Below are 14,893 nucleotides of genomic sequence, written 5' to 3' on the forward strand. Positions count from 1 at the left end.
AAAATAAGGTTTTGTTGTACAAACATTTTGTAAAAGGTCTGTAAATATATCTATTTAAATATGCTTAATTAAGTTGTTCGGATGGAACTAAACTTTCAAATACATCGTTTAAATCATCATTGACTTTAAGATGAATAAGATTCCAATATTGTCCTGAAATGGTTCGGTTGACCATCAATGTATCTGGTGATGGCTTGAAAACATCCCAATATTTGAAGGATTTCTTGACGAGCTTCATCCCATCATGGTGAGCTGAATTTTCTGCAAAATCATAAGGTGTGGTCAGTGGACGCAATAAAACTTCTAACCATTGCTGATATAAATCTTCAGGAAATTTATTTTTTTCAGCGAGTGCATCAAGTGCAGTTAATTCATCTTCAATACGTGGAATATCTTGTTGGCGTGCAGCATTAACCAATGATTTAAAGTGAGTAATAATGTCAGTCGATAAGGTTTTTACGCCACCAAAATCGTAAATAATTACACTGCCATTTTCACGAAAAGCAAAGTTACCTGGGTGTGGGTCACAGTGGAATCGCTTTAAAAAAAACATTTGTTGACCCAATGCCTGAATCAAACGGCGACCAATATCATTACGAATTGTTAAGTCCCACGTACTGGCCGTTTCAATACTTTCACCTTGTTCAAAACTTAAGGTTAAAACACGCCGTGTTGAATGTTCAGGAAAGACTTTGGGAATAATAATTTTACTGTCTAAACTCTGGTGAAAGGTACGAAAAACCTCAAAATTTTGTGCTTCAATTTCGTAGTTGAGTTCTTCATGTAAACTGTGTTGAATTTCTTGAAATAGGCGATCTTGGAGTTTTTTATCGACCTTTAAAACACCCATTAAGCGTAAGGCTAAACGAACCTGTTTAAGATCACTTTCACAGGCAGTATCGACACCAGGATACTGTACTTTTACTACGACAGGTGTGCCATTGGGTAAAATCGCTTTATGGACTTGACCAATCGAGGCTGCGGCAAAAGGTTGCTCTTCAAAATGGGTAAATGCTTTATTGATCGGCTGTCTGAGCTCACTTTCAACTTGTTGTTTTATTTCAGCAAAGGGCATGGCTGGTGCTTGGCGTTGTAGTTTAGCAATCGCGCTTGCAACTTCAGGTGGGAAAATATCTTTATATTGTGAGGCAATCTGCCCAACTTTCATTGCCGCGCCTTTCATCTCGCCTAAGGTATCGGCAATTTGTAGACCAATATCTTGAAAAAGCTGACTACGAGCTTCATTTTTTTTGTCTTCATCGGCATTAAAATTACGAATGGAGTTGGAAACAGTTTTTGTCGCAATACTTGCAGTCATACTCGCAAGCTTCATAAAGCGGCGGCCTGGTGTACTTGCATTTTTTGACATGCTGATGCGCCCTTCGACAAGAAGAATATAATGATTGTTTTGATCATAGGTGACATTTACATGACTGCCTACTTCAAATTGTTAAGATATTGTTTCGCATTGGCTATTTTTCAATATTTTGATTGTATTTAGTCGAAAGATGTAGCATGCAGAAAAGCGTAGAATAAGCAGATATTGTGTCTGAGGAAAATCAAATGACAAAAGTGTACCGATATTTAACAGGTGAAGATGATGTGAATTTCTGTGCCAAAGTGACCAAAGCTTTAAATGAAGGCTATGAACTCTATGGTTCTCCCACCATGACGTTTAATGGGGTAGATGTGATTGTAGGTCAAGTGATTGTGAAAGATGTTGAAAGTGAATCGGACATTCCATCAGGTTTAAAAGTAGCAATAGGTCAGTTGTAAAGTATTTCAAAATTACCTCCCTCTAATTTTTTAAAAGGAGGCGGAGTAATTTTGAGCTTATCTATTCTTGAATGCTAAATGCTTTATTTTTAATTTGATGATTGTATTAAGCGTTGATTGTTCATACGTAGGCGTGTGAGTAGTAAAACACAAGCGATACTTAAACCGACAATCAACCCAATCCAAACACCCGCTGCACCCATTTCAGTATAACGTGCCAAGTAGATTCCGACAGGGAAGGCGATAATCCAATAGGCAAGCATGGTAATCCACATTGGACCTTTGGTGTCTTGCATACCACGTAAACAGCCTGCTGCACTGACTTGCCATGCATCCATGAGTTGATAAGCAATCGCAAAGATAATTAAATAAATTGCGATTTGTGTTACTTCAGAATTAGAGGTGTAAACTGCGACAATGTCAGCACGTAGTAACCACATCAGAAGCATGGTAATAAATGCAAAACCCGTTGCAGTGAGTAAGCCGAGTCTTTGTACTTTACGCATAGCCACCCAATTTTTTTCACCATAATAAGTTCCGACTCGAATAGTCAATGCAAGTGCCAAAGACATTGGAATCATAAACAGTTGAGAGGTGACGGAAATGGCGATTTGGTGGGCGGCGATGGTGACTTCACCCAGTGTGCTTAGTACAATTGCCCCTGTGCTAAAAATGCTCACTTCAAAGAAAATAGCTAAACCAATTGGTAAGCCTAATTTCAAAATACGCTTAATCAGTACGGGATTCATTTTTTCCCAATGCGTCAACGGTTGAGTTTTTTGATAGCGTTTTGCTTTAAATACATAGATCGCTAAAATAATAAGCATCAGCCATTGTAAAATTGCCGTTGCAAAACCACAGCCTGCACTGCCCAAATGCGGAATAGGACCCAAACCATACATAAAAATAAAGTTTAGCGGAATAAGTGCCACTAAAGCCCCTAAGCTCAGGGCTGTTACAGGTCGTGGAAATCCTAAGGCTTCAGAGTAGTTGCGTAGAGCTGAATACATGGTGACTGCGGGCATACCGAATGCAATCGCATGTAAAAACAGACTTGCTTTAGGAAGTAAAGAATCAGGGACACCAAATAACGGGAGTAGTAAGGGTGTGGCTTGTAAAATCAGCATTGCAATAATGCCGAGAATCAAGGCAATCCAAAGTGACTGACGGACAATTGAAGGGATTTTTTCAGGGGTTCGTGCGCCGTTGGCTTCAGCCACTAAAGGTGTGGTTGCAATCATAATGCCACTAAATAACAACATGACAGGAATCCATAACCCAACTCCGACTGCGATAGCTGCAAGGTCTTCGGCGGACATATGTCCTGCCATAATGGTATCAATTAGTCCAAAACCTGCATAGGCAAATTGAGTGACTAAAATAGGGAGCATTAGATGAAATAGTTGCTTTAATTCAAAGCGGGTAGTTGTGGCTTTGGTCGATGCAGACACAGAAAATACTCGTTTTAAATGTGCTTAGAAAATAAATGGGTTAGCGTTGTAGAGTGAGAAGCACACCAATAAAAATCACCACGCCACCTAAAAAACGTTGCCAATTGATCGGGGTTTTCTCTGAACCTAGAAGCCCAAAGTGATCGATCAACATCGACATTAAAATTTGACCAAAAATAATTAAGCCAGAAAGTGTTAAAAATCCAAGTTTTGGAGCAGTGTAAATGCTAATACTAATTGCATATACACCCAAACAGCCACCGAGCCATAAGTACCAAGGGATCATGTTTAATTCATGCAAACTCGGTTTAGATACGGCTTGCAAGGTCGTTTGAATGATCACTAAAACGGCGAGCACTATTGTACCAATTAAAAATGATAAAAGGGCAGCTTGCAGTGGAGAATGTAAATATTCACGTAATTGTGTATTGAGTGCTGTCTGAAAGGTCATGGCAATCCCAATCCCCATGGCTAAGGGTAAAAGGAAAAATAATTGGCTCGCAATTTTCATCATTTTATACCTTTGCTTTTTATCATTTTGCTTTCAGTCTAAAGCAAAATAGAAAGTTGAGCGAATGTGAATGTAGAACTCATGTTAAAATTGTGCATTATCTCTTTGTTTTGAGCTGTCCTTTGGCTGATTTAAATCCTGCACTGATTCCACTTTCTTTATATATTCACATGCCATGGTGTGTGCGGAAATGTCCGTATTGTGATTTTAATTCACATGCCGTGCCTGACGGAAAGTTATCACTGGATTTAGAACAAGAATATTTACAGGCATTGGTCGAAGACTTTAAAACGCAAATTGACTTTGCCCAAGGGCGAGAAATTCATAGTGTATTTATTGGTGGGGGAACACCATCATTAATTTCTGCTAAAGGTTATCAATGGCTTTTTGCTAAACTCAAGGCATTATTATCTTTTGAGCAAGATTGCGAAATCACCTTAGAAGCTAATCCTGGGACAGTAGAGCATGATCCATTTGCAGGTTATTTAGAAGCAGGCATTAACCGTTTATCGATTGGTGTACAAAGTTTTAACACCGACCATTTGCAAAAACTTGGTCGTATTCATAGTAATAATGATGCGATTTTTGCCATTAAAAATGCAAAAGAAGCTGGCTTTAAGCGAGTCAATGTTGACTTGATGCATGGCTTACCTGAGCAGACTTTAGAGCAGGCATTGCTTGATTTAAAACTGGCTGTAGAAAGTGGAGCAACGCATATTTCGTGGTATCAATTGACCATTGAACCGAATACAGTATTTTTCCGAACACAACCAATTTTACCTGTCGATGAAGTGTTGGAAGACATTCAAGAACTGGGTGAAACTTATTTAAAAGCCAATGGTTTTATCAATTATGAAGTGTCAGCTTGGCGTAAGGAAAAACCGTCAGCACATAATCTTAATTATTGGCAATTTGGTGATTATTTGGCGATTGGTGCAGGTGCACATGGAAAAGTGACACAAGTTGATGGTGTATATCGTTTTCAAAAAACGCGTTTACCAAAAGATTATTTAGCTAAAGTACCTGCGGAAAATCTGCAATTTAAACGCCTTGAACATGATGACATGCCGTTTGAGTTTATGATGAATGCTTTACGTTTAAACAATGGCGTAGACGCTTCACTGTATGCTGAGCGTACAGGTACGGATTTGTCAGAAATTGCTGAGTTAGTGGCATCATTGCAACAACGTAAATTGATGGTAAATGATCCAAATCGTATTGCATGTACCGAGAAAGGACATGTGTTCCTAAATTCAGTATTGGAAGAGTTTCTTTAATATAGTTGGACAAAAAATCAGATCATGATTTATGTGGTGTTGGCACTGATTGGTGTACTTTCAGGCATGATTAGCGGTATTGTCGGAACTGGCTCATCTATTATTTTATTACCCATACTTGCTTATATTTTCGGGGCTAAATTGGCAGTACCAATCATGGCAATTGCTGCGATTATGGGAAATATTTCACGTGTGATGTTATGGCGACATGAACTAAATATAAAAGCTTTTTTGCTGTTTACGAGTGTCGGTATTCCTGCTGCTGTATTGGGCGCAAATACACTGTGGGTTATGCCTGCGAAAGTGTCCAATATATGTATAGGATTGTTTTTTATATTATTGATTCCATTGCGACATTTTGCAAAACGTAAAGGTTTAAAATTAAATAATTTTCATTTATTTCTTGCTGGTGCATTACTCGGTTATTTGACGGGTTTGGTATTTTCTACAGGTCCATTGTTGTTGCCAGTTTTTAGTGGTTTTGGTTTAACCAAGGAAGCATTACTGGCAACAGAGGCAGCATCTTCTTTTGCATTGTATGCTTCAAAAAGTATAGCCTTTGGTACTTTAGGCATTTTAAAATCAGAAGTGATTCTTGCGGGTTTTCTTGTGGGTTTATCTTTAATGTTCGGAAATTATTTTGGGAAGTTATTTGTTTTGAATATTTCCGAACGAGTGTTTAATTTATTACTTGATGCAATGTTACTTTTTGCGGGTCTTTCTATGTTGTGGGCTGCCGTTTCATAATGTGATTAGATTAAATGCTCATCTATTAAATTTAAAAAAGACCGCCTAGGCGGTCTTTTGCTTTTTCTAAAAACTTACAACTTAGTAGTCAAAGCTAAAGTGTTCAGCATCAAGAGACATCATTGTTTTAGATGGATTCACCATAGATTCAGCATGACCTTGTGAACGTGGAAGCAATTGTTCAAAATAGAAATCAGCAAGTTTGATTTTTGCTTTATAGAATTCAGGAACTTCAGCACCCTCACCCGATGCCAATTTTTCTGAAGCAACAGCAGCTTGTTGTGCCCAATAGTATGCCATCATCGCATAACCAGAGAACATCAAAAAATCGACAGAAGCAGAAGATACGATGTCACGGTCTTTACGTGCTGCAAGCATGATACGTACAGTTAAAGCATTCCACTGTGCACAGATTTTAGTTAAATCCCATGCAAAACGGCGCATGTATTTATTACGTGCATGAACACCACAGAATTTCAAGATTTCAGCAGTGTATTCACGAACTACCTTTCCTTTAGAAGAAAGTAAAACTTTACGACCAATCAAGTCTAATGCTTGAATACCTGTCGTTCCTTCATAGAGTGTTGAGATACGTGCATCACGGGCAATTTGTTCCATGCCATGCTCTTTGATATAACCGTGACCACCTAGCACTTGCATACCTAAGTTTGCAGACTCTAAACCCATTTCAGTCAAGAAGCCTTTCAAAATTGGGGTATAGAAACCAAGTTTGTCATCATATTCATCATATTTCGCTTGATCGCCTTGAAGGAGGGCATCGGTCATTTTATCCGCTAGCTGTGCAGCGTGATAAATCATTGAACGACCACCTTCAGCAAATGCTTTTTGCGTCAACAACATACGGCGGACATCAGCATGGTGAATGATGGCATCTGCAACACGCTCAGGATCTTTTTTACCAGAAAGGGCACGCATAGACATACGGTCTTTTGCGTATGGTAATGCACCTTGGAAAGACAATTCAGCATGTGCCAAACCTTGAACAGCCGTACCGATACGTGCGGTATTCATAAAGGTAAACATTGCATGTAGACCTTTGTTGATTTCACCGATGAGGTAACCAGTTGCAGCATCAAAGTTAAGCACAGCAGTAGCTGAAGCACGAATCCCCATTTTATGTTCAATTGAACCGCAAGTTACAGGATTACGTTCACCTACACCGCCATCTGCAGTTGGAATGAATTTAGGTACGATGAATAATGAAATACCTTTTGTGCCTGCAGGTGCATCTGGAAGACGGGCAAGAACAATGTGAACAATATTGTCTGTTAAATCATGTTCACCTGCAGAGATGAAAATTTTCGTTCCTGTAATGGCATAAGTACCATCTGTATTTGGCTCTGCTTTAGTTTTCACTTGTCCTAAGTCGGTACCGCACTGAGGTTCAGTCAAACACATTGTACCTGACCAAGTACCCGCAGTGAGATGAGGCATATACGTTGCTTTTTGCTCATCTGTACCAAACTGCATGATGGTGTTCATACAGCCCATACTTAAACCTGGATACATAGTGAAAGACCAGTTTGCAGTCCCCATCATTTCAGATTTAACGAGGTTTAAAGACATCGGTAAGCCTTGACCACCAAATTCTTCAGGATAAGACAAACCTTGCCATCCGCCTTGAACAAATTGATCGTAAGCTTCCTTAAAACCTTTTGGTGTAGTCACTTCACCATCTTTAAAATGACACCCTTCTTCATCACCTGATTGGTTGAGTGGTGAAAGTACATTTTCACAAAAGTCTGCTGCACCATCAATAATCATGTTAATGGTGTCTGCATCGGCATTTTCACCGTTAGACAGTGTTTTGTAATGTGATGCGTAGTCAAATACTTCATTCATTAAGAAGCGGATATCTCGTACGGGCGCTTTATATGCTGGCATGTGTCGTAATCCTGAATACAAATATAGTTATGGGCTTTTAAGCAATGGATTTATTATTCAATTTAAATGAGTTGAATGCATTGATAACTGTAACTAAAAAAAATGTCAGAAAAGCGAATTAGATACAAAATGTAGAGTGTGTTTTTTAACTTTTTTGATAAAATTAAAATGATTTTTATTGTGGATCTAAATTTATTTTTAGATTTTAATTATAAAGAAACAAGATATTTGAAGAATATTATGCGCCTAAAAAAATTAAGTTTATGTTTGTTTGCACTCAGTTTAACTGCTTGTTCATCTCACGTCATTAAATCCAATAATGCAACAACCAATGCTCTTGATCAGCGGGCAAGCGATGGTCTTAATGCCATGTTTGACTATCCAAGTTATGATTATAATGGCACGTTTAAATTTGCGGTTGATAATGCAAGCGTAAGCAAAGAAAATATTTCAAATCAATCTAGATTTGCCGATCCTGAGCTTGAAAAACAGGTACAAGCAGTACTCAAAGCACAGCGTATCAATTTAAGTTCGGTACAATTGCAACAGCTTTATCAAGCTATTGCAGCAGAAGAATTAGGCGAATCATCTTCGGCATCGTCTTCACGTTCTAAAAAAATTGAAGGTTTTGTCATGAAATTGCTGAGTGAAATGCAATTTAGCTATGATGGTTCGGTACATTATAAGCAAAAAATGGCATCGATGAATTTGACGGTTAGATATGAAAAACCAACCTTATTGGTACAAGCCAAAGTACCCATGGTCGTCGACTTTAATGCATATAAGTTTTACACCAATTATTTTGCATTGATGCCTTTTATGGTCAATAAAGACAGTCAGAATTCACTCGCTTATATTGATTTTTCAAAATATAAAAAAGATCTTGAAAAGCTCGATGTAAAAGCATTGGTTTCCTATTTAAAAGAATCATCGGCTTTACCTTATTTATTGGCAGATGCTCAAAATATCGAAACAGTTTCATTAAATGCACAAGATAAGGCTCAAGGTGCAGTCGATAAAATTCGTTTGAAAATTTCACTTGAGGAATGGCTCTTACAAGCACGTTTATATGAGCAAATAAATAAACCCTATTTTCAAGCTAAAATGTCGAGTGTATTTCCTAATAACGACGCTACAGCAGATGCAGCCTCTAGCGATGTAATTGCTGAATATGCAGATGCTTCTTCAGATGACGCAGATTCATTGTCAACCTATGGGATGAGTGCACAAGAAGCTGAGGCATACCGTGCAAGTCAAAACCTCTATAAATTAGTCAATGCACAGTTTAATTCTGATGATGATCGTACAGCAGATGATGAAGAGGCAGATTGTGAAACGGCAGGTGAATGCGCTGTTGCAGCAAGTAGTGCTGCTGTCGATGCTGCTACAATGTGTACGAGTGAGTGTAATGAAGCAATAAATGCTGCTTCGACAGATACAGAAGAAGCTGATTCTTCCGATGATGAAGGTACTTTAAGTGCTGAGCAATGTCAGGCAATGACTGTACAGAAAAAACGCCCTGCCATTGGAGATATTCAATCGTGTATGGAAGAGCATGAGATTGATCTACTTGTTCATAATACAGTGAACAAACCACAAAGCGTAACCTCTGAAGATGCACCATCATTTATAAACACGGTTTTTTCGACTGAAAAAACAGAACTTGATCAACGCTTTGAATCTTATGCATCTAAAGAATTTAAAGATGCTAAAGCCTTTAAAGTGTTGTGGGATCAGCATCAAGCTGATGTGAAAAAAGAGTTAGCACGTCAGGGCAGTCATAACCCTGTGCTGATGGATGTTGCATTAGACAAGCAGGGTCGTGCAGTTCGTATTGATTATGATATTCAGTTTAAAACCAAGGCATCAGGGATACTCAAGTTTAAAACAGATATGAATATTCTTAATTATGGCAATGCTACAACTATTAATCGTACTGAATTAAATCAGGCAAAATCAATTGAAGAAGTTGGTAAAGGTTCACCACTTGAAAATATGGTGAACGGTTTCAGTAAATCTTTGGGTGTAGATACAACTCAAGCCTCAGGTGCTGTAACCCCATTGTCTTTAAAACAACAACTGAATGATCTTGCAATTCAAGTCTATGATTCAACAAAATCTTATAGCAAAACTTATCAGGCTGTATTTATTGTAAAAATGAGTGCGGAACAACCTAATGTTGTTAAATTATTTAGCCCAAGCGAGCTAAATGAGATTGGCAGTGTTTATGCCTATGCCTATGCGGATGAATCGATTTACAATCCACAAGGCAAAGTCAAAGAAGAACTTGATCGTTTGGTGAAAAAGCATCATTTAGAGCTGAATGATCAATATAATGATCGCGTAGGTGAGTCGGTGTATAGTGTTGTTGTCGATGCTATTGAAGGGCAGAAAGATCGCCAAGCGTGGAAAACTTTTGTTCAAAAGCATAAAACAGCGAAAAGCGCATTTACTGAATATTATGTTTCTGAATTTCTATCTGATTTTGAAGAAGGAGATTTAGATGCTGAGCAAAAAGCAAGCCTGCATAAAACTGCAAAAATTCTTGCTCAAGCTTATGAAGATACACGTAAAAATCAATTAACAGCGAAAACCATTCACAACTTAAAAGAAGATGATGTTGGGTTTATTGACTATGATTTATATCGTAAAACCTTTGAAAAGGTGGGTGCTTCATTTAAGTAAAGCAAAATAGAAGTATTGAATAAAAAAGCACCTTAAATGAGGTGCTTTTTTATTCATTGGAATTTAAAACTTAAATAAAGTCTTTTAAATTAGGTTTAACACCATTCCAAATATAAAATGCCTCAATGGCTTGTCCAACGAGCATGCCAAAACCTTCCGATGTGGGTACGCCACGTGCTTTGGCTTGATCAATAAAAGTTGAAGGTTTGCCGTATGCCATTTCATAAGCATATTTAAATTGTAGTGTTTCAGGCAGGATAAGCGTATCGCCTGTTAAACTTGCAGAGGTTGCATTGATAATAAGATCATATTCGCCATGTAACTGATCTAGTCCACAAGCTGAAAGTTCTATATGCGGAACAGCATCCCGAAGATCACTGACCAATTGTTCTGCACGAGCAAGTGTACGGTTGGCAATAGTGATGTGTGTTACGCCTGCTTGAGCAAGTGGATAAATGACACCACGCGTTGCACCACCTGCACCAATAATTAAGATGCGACTGTTTTGGAGTGACCAATCGAGTGCATGAATGGCTTCAACCAAACCTTGACCATCTGTATTGTCGCCATGTAATTCACCATTTTCCATCCATAAGGTATTGACGGCTTTAGCAATGGTGGCACGTTCAGATAAATGTGTACATAAAGCAAAGGCTTGTTCTTTGAATGGAACTGTAACGTTCATCCCTACGGCATTGGCGTCGGAAAAAAAATCTTTGACGCTGACTTCAAAGTCATCAAGTTCAGCCAAACGTTTCTTGTAGCTTAGATCAATATGAGTTTTTTCAGCAAACTGATGGTGTAATTCAGGTGAGCGAGAATGTTCAATGGGATTACCAATGACCGCGAATTGTTTGCTCATTGCACAGCATCCATGTGGTGAAAATGAGCTTCAATATACGACAGAATACAGAATGACTAAAGCCTGAACTATAGATTTACAGAAAAACTTGGTGAGAAAATAAAATTACGGATTGCAGATATCTTGAACGGTATCGACTAATAAAAACAGTCCACTGACTAAAAAGCCAATTACACCAATCGCCATCGTGGTAAAAGCAAAATTATCATTAAATGCACTTTCAGAAAAAACAGTAGTGCTGACAGAACTTAAAAATACAATCACAAAGCTCCATAAAAGGAGGGTGATGGTACTAAATTTTTTGATATTCATCGATTATTCCCTGTTTGCTATGATGAAGATAAAGGCGAAAAACGACCTAAACACAGGGCGTAATGATGAAGTGATTTTCAAGATATGGGACATCTTACGCTAATTTCAGCGCTGAGATGTTATTGTGTTTGCAACAGAACGTATCAAGAATTGAAGATTTAATTTATGTTGTAATTGAGTGTGGCGAGTTTAAATTTTTAAAAATACTATTTAAGTAAATTAAAATAAGGTTTTACATTGAATTGTAAGTTCAAAATACAATACATTTTTTGTTTTCTCTTAAAATGTATTGCATTCAAACAATCTAAAATGACGGAGGTTTTTAAACTATTTTAGTTCATTTAACCAATCTTTAGGTTTTAAATAATAATCCGTTAAACGTTTTTCGGGGCTGTTTTCATCCCATATTGGACGATATGACCAACCTGCAAGCGGTGGCATACTCACCAAAATTGACTCGATACGACCACCTGTTTGTAAGCCAAATAGAGTGCCTCGGTCATACACTAAATTATATTCAACATAGCGACCACGACGATACAGTTGGAAGTCGCGTTGCGCTTCGGTATAAGGCTTATCTTGATTTTTCTGGAAAATCGGTAAAATAGCTTCAAGGTAGCCATTGCCCACCGCTTGAATATATTCAAAGCATTTTTCAAAGTCCCATTGATTTAGGTCATCAAAAAATAAGCCACCCACGCCACGTTGTTCATCACGGTGTTTTAAATAGAAATAATCATCACACCATTGCTTATGTTCTGCATAAACATTATCACCAAACGGTGCACAGAGATCATACGATTTTTGATGCCATGCAAGGACATCTTCATCATTTGGATAAAAAGGCGTGAGATCAAAACCACCACCGAACCACCAAATTGGTTCTTGACCTTCTTTTTCGGCAACAAATAAGCGAACGTTTGCATGAGAAGTTGGTACATTCGGATTGTTCGGATGGATAACGAGTGAAACACCCATTGCTTGCGCTTTTGCTCCTGCAATTTGCGGATGGCGTTCAGTTGCAGATGCAGGCAGATTTAAAATGTTGATGTGTGAGAACATCACACCACCTTTTTCAACTACAATGCCATTTTGTAGTACGCGAGAGCGACCACCACCACCTTCAGGACGTTGCCAATCATCAATTTCAAATGTCGCAGTCCCACCGCCAATTTTTTCTTGTTGTTCTAGCGCAGAACAAATGCGTGCTTGTAAATCACATAAAAAATCACGTACACGTTGGATATCTGCGGATGTTGGATTCTGCATGTGAACCTCTTGGGAAGATGAAAATAAAATTTCTGAAGTTGTATACATAAAAACATAAAACCATAAAAAAAGTAAGGAATTTAATGCTTTTATTTAAAAAAAAGATGCTTCTATATTTTAAGCATCTTTTAATTGTGTGAGGCTTTATCTGATTAGAATTTTACTTTTGCATTTTCCCATGCTTTAGGCATAACTGGAACTTTATCAATAACTAGAAAGTTTGGTTTAAACCAATGCTTTTCGCAACCCTCAGCAACTCTTACAGGGCAAACTTTGCTATTAAGCCAACTATTGTCATAAATACGCTGAGTCACACGCTCCCAAGATTGTTTAGTTTTCCCTTTACTTTCAAACCATTGTTTAAAGTCAGTGGATGCGTATTTATAGTCTAATATTTGCTTGCTGTCATGACCAAATAGAGTTCCTTGTGGTGTTGGCTGTTCAGATGGTATATAGATACCATTTTTACTTCCTGCAAAATCTGGATAATGGCTATTAATGCCTCCTTCCTGAATGTATTTAAATACAAATGTATTTGGAGCATTTGCTAAGTGTGTCGCTTTTGAAGCTTCTTTGGTTTCAATCCAGCCATGTCGGGTATGGGTTACATATTCTGGCTGATTGTCTTTCATCCAAATAATGACATGTTCCCATTCATTTTTATGCCCACATAACTTCTCTGGTACTGCAGGACTACATTGATCTTTAACCGCATATAAACCAAAAATACGTGCTTTGTAATTTGATTTATTTGAGCTCACTTCATGATATGTCAGATATGCATTATTCATTTGATCGAAATAATTACATTTATCTGTCTTAGAGCCTGCTAAAGGAATTCCAGGATTAGCTCTGAGCGAACCGTCAAGTGCGGTATAGACTGGAGCTGAGGCATAGCACCCATCAGTACCGAAGGCAAAAACAGCACGGCCTTGATTTAATTCTGCATCAGAAGGTGAAATATAATTTTTGAGAGATAAGCAGGCAGTTGGTAATTCATTATTTACTGATTCTGCTTTGGCTTGGGCACAGGTTTTGGTATTCCAATTAGGCGTTTCTAAATGATCAATAGAACCAAAATGTGCATAAACTTTATTATTCTGATTCAGGTCAATGGTACAAGTATTTGCATTGCTATTTTCACAGCCTTCCCAACCTTCAAAGACCATATTGGGTATTGTGGGAGTGGCTGTTAATGTTATGTTTGATATAGCAGATCCTTCAATAGGATTGTTGAGCAAGACTGCTGTATTATTGTCCTTATTTAGAGTTTCAATTCTAGGATCGTTGCTAGTGATTTCGCCATTCTCACCTGATGATATTTCTGTTTGATAGACGGTTTTGGTGAATATTGCTGGCTCTTCAAGCCTTATTAATGAATCAAAAACTTCATCCATAATTGATCTAAATAAAGATGAATCAGCTGTTTTATACGCATCATTAAGACTCATATTGAAGCTATTATTTTTATTATTAAAGTATTCATCATAGTTAAACTCTAATTTCTGAAGAGCTTGAGTATTTTTATTTAAACTCAAAATATCTTCATAATTAATCGTTTTATTGCCATCTAAATCTTCTTTTAAGATTTTATCTGCTAACAGATCTGTAAATATTATCATGTCGGCATAGCTTAAGCCGAGAAACCGTTCCATTGCTTCATTGCTAATGAGAAAGGAAAACTCATTGAATTCAATTTTGTGGTCTAAAATTTGTTGCTTGGTTGCAAGGATGAAACCAATATTTTTCTCACCTGATAAATAGTTAATGATAAATAGATCTTCGGCTTGGCCAAGTAATATAGGAGTATCTTTGAGCTTACCATCTAAAAGGTCAACTGTCTCCGATATACTATTAGGATATTTTAAACTAGTAATTTGAACTTTATCGGTTTTTTCCCCAAAGTTTAGGTGTGTATTTTGGGGTGGAGAAGATGTTTCATTGTTATTGGTTTTAGAATCACTACCATTACACCCCATTAATAATATCGAGAAAATACTCATTGCTAAGATAGTTTTTTTCATGGTCATCTCAAGTTTCTAATGCTAGAAAATAGAATCTAGCCAAGAAAAAGAGTGAAAAATATCCCTGAAATCAG

The 14,893-nt window shown here is 37.6% G+C and carries 12 protein-coding genes; 4 read left to right on the forward strand and 8 right to left on the reverse strand.

Features of this window, described 5'->3' with window-relative positions:
• Window positions 1-64: 64 nt before the first annotated feature.
• Entirely contained in the window at window positions 65-1,369 is a 1,305-nt protein-coding gene (locus ACK2M2_RS00975; RefSeq protein ID WP_419345841.1) for an ABC1 kinase family protein, read from the reverse strand.
• A 194-nt stretch (window positions 1,370-1,563) separates the two neighbouring features.
• Between ACK2M2_RS00975 and ACK2M2_RS00980 the strand changes: the two genes are divergently transcribed.
• A complete protein-coding gene (locus tag ACK2M2_RS00980) occupies window positions 1,564-1,776 on the forward strand; it encodes a DUF1737 domain-containing protein (protein WP_419345843.1) in 213 nt (70 codons plus the stop codon).
• An 89-nt stretch (window positions 1,777-1,865) separates the two neighbouring features.
• On the opposite strand, the gene ACK2M2_RS00985 is transcribed toward ACK2M2_RS00980, so the two are convergent.
• Window positions 1,866-3,167 (reverse strand): MATE family efflux transporter, encoded by a 1,302-nt coding sequence (locus ACK2M2_RS00985; protein WP_409510015.1) that lies wholly within the window; start codon window positions 3,165-3,167, stop codon window positions 1,866-1,868.
• Window positions 3,168-3,267: 100 nt separating this feature from the next.
• Window positions 3,268-3,741, reverse strand: a complete 474-nt coding sequence (locus ACK2M2_RS00990; RefSeq protein ID WP_419345844.1) for a DMT family transporter — start codon at window positions 3,739-3,741, stop codon at window positions 3,268-3,270.
• A gap of 119 nt (window positions 3,742-3,860) precedes the next feature.
• Between ACK2M2_RS00990 and hemW the strand changes: the two genes are divergently transcribed.
• Both hemW and ACK2M2_RS01000 read left to right on the forward strand, forming a co-directional pair.
• Window positions 3,861-5,015 carry a radical SAM family heme chaperone HemW gene (gene hemW / locus ACK2M2_RS00995; protein WP_419345845.1) on the forward strand — a complete coding sequence of 385 codons (1,155 nt, stop codon included), beginning with the start codon at window positions 3,861-3,863 and terminating at the stop codon, window positions 5,013-5,015.
• Between the two features lie 24 nt (window positions 5,016-5,039).
• Window positions 5,040-5,762, forward strand: coding sequence for a sulfite exporter TauE/SafE family protein (locus tag ACK2M2_RS01000; RefSeq protein WP_419345847.1), 723 nt, complete (start codon window positions 5,040-5,042; stop codon window positions 5,760-5,762).
• A gap of 81 nt (window positions 5,763-5,843) precedes the next feature.
• Here the strand turns inward: ACK2M2_RS01000 and ACK2M2_RS01005 are convergent, their stop codons facing one another.
• Complete coding sequence (locus ACK2M2_RS01005) at window positions 5,844-7,667, reverse strand: acyl-CoA dehydrogenase C-terminal domain-containing protein (protein WP_409509950.1); 1,824 nt, start codon at window positions 7,665-7,667, stop codon at window positions 5,844-5,846.
• Between the two features lie 240 nt (window positions 7,668-7,907).
• Here ACK2M2_RS01005 and ACK2M2_RS01010 point away from each other — a divergent pair, with 240 nt between their 5' ends.
• On the forward strand, window positions 7,908-10,352 hold the full coding sequence (locus tag ACK2M2_RS01010) for a hypothetical protein (RefSeq protein WP_419345848.1): 2,445 nt from the start codon (window positions 7,908-7,910) through the stop codon (window positions 10,350-10,352).
• A 70-nt stretch (window positions 10,353-10,422) separates the two neighbouring features.
• On the opposite strand, the gene aroE is transcribed toward ACK2M2_RS01010, so the two are convergent.
• From aroE to ACK2M2_RS01030, 4 genes are all read right to left on the reverse strand, one after another.
• The gene (gene aroE / locus ACK2M2_RS01015; RefSeq protein WP_409509952.1) at window positions 10,423-11,214 is read right to left on the reverse strand and encodes a shikimate dehydrogenase; all 792 of its coding nucleotides are present in this window, start codon (window positions 11,212-11,214) and stop codon (window positions 10,423-10,425) included.
• Window positions 11,215-11,319: 105 nt separating this feature from the next.
• A complete protein-coding gene (locus ACK2M2_RS01020; protein WP_409509953.1) occupies window positions 11,320-11,526 on the reverse strand; it encodes a hypothetical protein in 207 nt (68 codons plus the stop codon).
• Window positions 11,527-11,853: 327 nt separating this feature from the next.
• Window positions 11,854-12,795, reverse strand: coding sequence for an oxygen-dependent coproporphyrinogen oxidase (hemF, locus tag ACK2M2_RS01025; protein WP_419345849.1), 942 nt, complete (start codon window positions 12,793-12,795; stop codon window positions 11,854-11,856).
• A gap of 152 nt (window positions 12,796-12,947) precedes the next feature.
• On the reverse strand, window positions 12,948-14,819 hold the full coding sequence (locus ACK2M2_RS01030; RefSeq protein ID WP_419345850.1) for an NPP1 family protein: 1,872 nt from the start codon (window positions 14,817-14,819) through the stop codon (window positions 12,948-12,950).
• Window positions 14,820-14,893 lie beyond the last annotated feature (74 nt).

It is taken from the genome of Acinetobacter sp. TY1, from assembly GCF_048551395.1.
Lineage (GTDB): Bacteria > Pseudomonadota > Gammaproteobacteria > Pseudomonadales > Moraxellaceae > Acinetobacter.

Excerpts from the sequence above, each read along its gene's own strand:
- ACK2M2_RS00975 (WP_419345841.1), bottom strand. The coding sequence starts at position 1,369 with ATGTCAAAAAATGCAAGTACACCAGGCCGCCGCTTTATGAAGCTTGCG.
- ACK2M2_RS00980 (WP_419345843.1), top strand. The coding sequence starts at position 1,564 with ATGACAAAAGTGTACCGATATTTAACAGGTGAAGATGATGTGAATTTC.
- ACK2M2_RS00985 (WP_409510015.1), bottom strand. The coding sequence starts at position 3,167 with ATGCTCCCTATTTTAGTCACTCAATTTGCCTATGCAGGTTTTGGACTA.
- ACK2M2_RS00990 (WP_419345844.1), bottom strand. The coding sequence starts at position 3,741 with ATGATGAAAATTGCGAGCCAATTATTTTTCCTTTTACCCTTAGCCATG.
- ACK2M2_RS01000 (WP_419345847.1), top strand. The coding sequence starts at position 5,040 with ATGATTTATGTGGTGTTGGCACTGATTGGTGTACTTTCAGGCATGATT.
- ACK2M2_RS01005 (WP_409509950.1), bottom strand. The coding sequence starts at position 7,667 with ATGCCAGCATATAAAGCGCCCGTACGAGATATCCGCTTCTTAATGAAT.
- ACK2M2_RS01010 (WP_419345848.1), top strand. The coding sequence starts at position 7,908 with ATGCGCCTAAAAAAATTAAGTTTATGTTTGTTTGCACTCAGTTTAACT.
- aroE (WP_409509952.1), bottom strand. The coding sequence starts at position 11,214 with ATGAGCAAACAATTCGCGGTCATTGGTAATCCCATTGAACATTCTCGC.
- ACK2M2_RS01020 (WP_409509953.1), bottom strand. The coding sequence starts at position 11,526 with ATGAATATCAAAAAATTTAGTACCATCACCCTCCTTTTATGGAGCTTT.
- hemF (WP_419345849.1), bottom strand. The coding sequence starts at position 12,795 with ATGCAGAATCCAACATCCGCAGATATCCAACGTGTACGTGATTTTTTA.
- ACK2M2_RS01030 (WP_419345850.1), bottom strand. The coding sequence starts at position 14,819 with ATGAAAAAAACTATCTTAGCAATGAGTATTTTCTCGATATTATTAATG.